This is a genomic window from Mesorhizobium sp. M0698, from assembly GCF_040320455.1.
Taxonomy (GTDB): domain Bacteria; phylum Pseudomonadota; class Alphaproteobacteria; order Rhizobiales; family Rhizobiaceae; genus Mesorhizobium.
The window spans coordinates 1-2,410 of record NZ_JAMYPQ010000074.1; the positions used below are offsets into that span (position 1 = coordinate 1).

Sequence of the window (2,410 nt, forward strand, 5' to 3'; positions counted from 1 at the left end):
ATTAATGATTGCGCGATCTGGGACCCTCACCAACTGGATTGTCGAATCTTGTAAAGATAGCCGGAAGAGAATTGCGTTATGACCACTCTGCCGGTTCAAAAAGCACGTGCGCCATTCGGTCCCTGCGACTCAATCCAGGCGGAGGGATGAGGCCGCAAAGCAGTCTTTTGCGCGCCGACCGGTGGCCCAGGATGAAGCCATCGTAAACGCAGTTATTCGATGATCGCCGCCGCGGAGTCCTCAGGCTGTGCCGCGCCCGACACCGGCGACGTAGTGGTCGTCGATCGCCCCGTCGCCGATGTCGGTCCGAGGCTCGGCCAGTTTCGCGGTGGCTTCACTGCCTATTCCGCAGTGCCCACTGAGCTCGCAGAGGAGGTTCTATCAGGCGGTCACGTCTGCACTCGTTGTCGGGTCTTCGACAAAGTCGGACATGAGACACACCGCAATCAGAGCCATGTCATTGTTATGGAATGATTTTCTCATTTGGCACGACACCTGCAACGCACTCCGCAAAACGCGCTGCGGCACGGACAGAGGAGAAATCATCCCATGATCATGCGCGCCGAACATGCGGTCGCCGCCGCAGAAAACAAAGCTCTCCGAGCCTAAGGAGAACCTTGAAATTGTTTTCCAGTCGACATCATTCTTCACGTTATCCTGACACGAGCACATTCGATTGCCGTCCAACGCTGAATGCTCCCGACGATGATCCCTATCTTTGGCTTGAAGATATAGAAGGGGAACGGGCGCTTGACTGGACCGCCAGCCAGTCGGCCAGGACCCTGGGGCACTTCGGTGGAACGCAGTTCGAGCGCGACCGCGCGGCCCTGACAGCGATCTCGACCGTGCCTGACAAGGTTCCCGTGATCAGCGCCGCGGTCAGTGCCTCTACAAGTTCTGGCAAGATGCCGGAATTCCGCGCGCACTGTGGCGCCGGGACCACCCTTGCCGCTATCCGCCGATCCTGCTCTCCACCACGAAGCGCGCGTGCGGCCACCCGGGCCACGCGGGTAAGACGGCCGCAAAGCTGCAGGCCTTTGGTTATCCCGCTTACTTCTGAGTGAGTACAGGGTCGATGATTGCGAGCACGGCACAAATAATGTGTGCGCGGTCCCACGCAAACTGCGCATGAGCGCCGCGGCAATCCCAAGCAATTCGAGCAAGACTTTTCGTAGTTCAGTCCACATTTCTGAAGAGCAAGGAGAGAGTATCATGGCGAGAAACCAAATGCGTGCGGCGCGGGGAGTAACAGCGGCCGTTGTCCTCATCGTGATGGGACAGCAGGCCGTCGCGGCGGACCTTGCGCAAGCGGCGAGCGTCCCGCAGGCAGGAGCCTCGGTCACGGAAGCGCCAAGCCCTTGGCAGTTCCGCCTACGTGCGTTGGGGGTCGTCACCGAGGATTCGGGCTACGTCAAAGCAGTGCCCGGCTCCGATCTTTCGTATTCGAACACCGTGACGCCGGAACTCGATATCTCCTATTTCTTCACGGACAACATCGCCGCCGAGCTTATACTCGGCACTACCTATGCAAACATCGGGGGCCAAGGTACGATCGGCGGGCTGGGCAATATCGGCAAGGTTTGGCTGCTGCCGCCTACGCTCACATTGCAGTATCATTTTACCGATTTCGGCGCGTTCAAGCCCTATGTCGGTGCCGGCGTGAACTACACGATCTTCTATAACCAGGGTGCCGGCAGTGCCGATGCTCTCAAGGTTAAGAATACGTTCGGCACCGCGCTCCAGGTCGGATTCGACTACATGGTGGATCAGCACTGGGGCGTCAACTTCGACGTAAAGAAGCTTTTCCTCAAGCCAGACTTCGACGTCACGGTCGACGGCGCGAAGCTGACGGGAAAGGCGGAGCTCGATCCTTGGTTGATAGGCGCAGGTGTCACCTACCGCTTCTGATACGCAACGCGAAGGCGGCCCTGCTGACAGCCGATCTGAAATGAAGGGCGCCTCGGGCGCCCTTTCCACGCCGGCGCTGCACGGGCGAGTCGACCCGGATCATTAGAGGGGTGGGGCCTTGTAACCCTTGGGCGGGGAGGTGTCCGAATCGGAGGAACGTTCTGATCAACTTTATGCGATGACCATCCAACGCATAGCAGCCGATTGTCGGCGATACTTGAAGAAGCCGTTGTTAAGAGTGGGCGTCCCCGCCTGCACCCGACCAGGTACTTGCCAGTAGCAGCCGACAGGCTGCCCCGCGCCAGGGGCACGAAGCCGAACGGGGCAAGATCGCTGAAGCCTGCCGAAGAAGACCGGGCGCGGTTCACGAGCAGCCGGGGCGCGCGGCGGCGCGCGCGGGGGCCGCGCCCAGAAGTATGAAATGGTGGGGGGGGGGGGGGGTGGGGGGGGGGAACACCTCTCTGGGTGGGTCACCCCCCGCCCCAAGCCCCTCTTCTGGAAT

The 2,410-nt window shown here is 60.4% G+C and carries 2 protein-coding genes and 1 pseudogene; 2 read left to right on the top strand and 1 reads right to left on the bottom strand.

The features are described 5' to 3' along the window. Nucleotides 1-381: 381 nt before the first annotated feature. Nucleotides 382-651 (bottom strand): hypothetical protein, encoded by a 270-nt coding sequence (locus NKI16_RS33950; RefSeq protein WP_352924814.1) that lies wholly within the window; start codon nt 649-651, stop codon nt 382-384. Here NKI16_RS33950 and NKI16_RS33955 point away from each other — a divergent pair. Further along, nucleotides 624-937: pseudogene (locus NKI16_RS33955) on the top strand (hypothetical protein); the annotation flags it as partial. The gene NKI16_RS33950 and the pseudogene NKI16_RS33955 sit on opposite strands and share 28 nt — an antisense overlap. Before the next feature lie 290 nt (nt 938-1,227). Continuing rightward, a complete protein-coding gene (locus tag NKI16_RS33960) occupies nt 1,228-1,908 on the top strand; it encodes an OmpW/AlkL family protein (RefSeq protein WP_352924812.1) in 681 nt (226 codons plus the stop codon). Nucleotides 1,909-2,410: the final 502 nt, after the last annotated feature.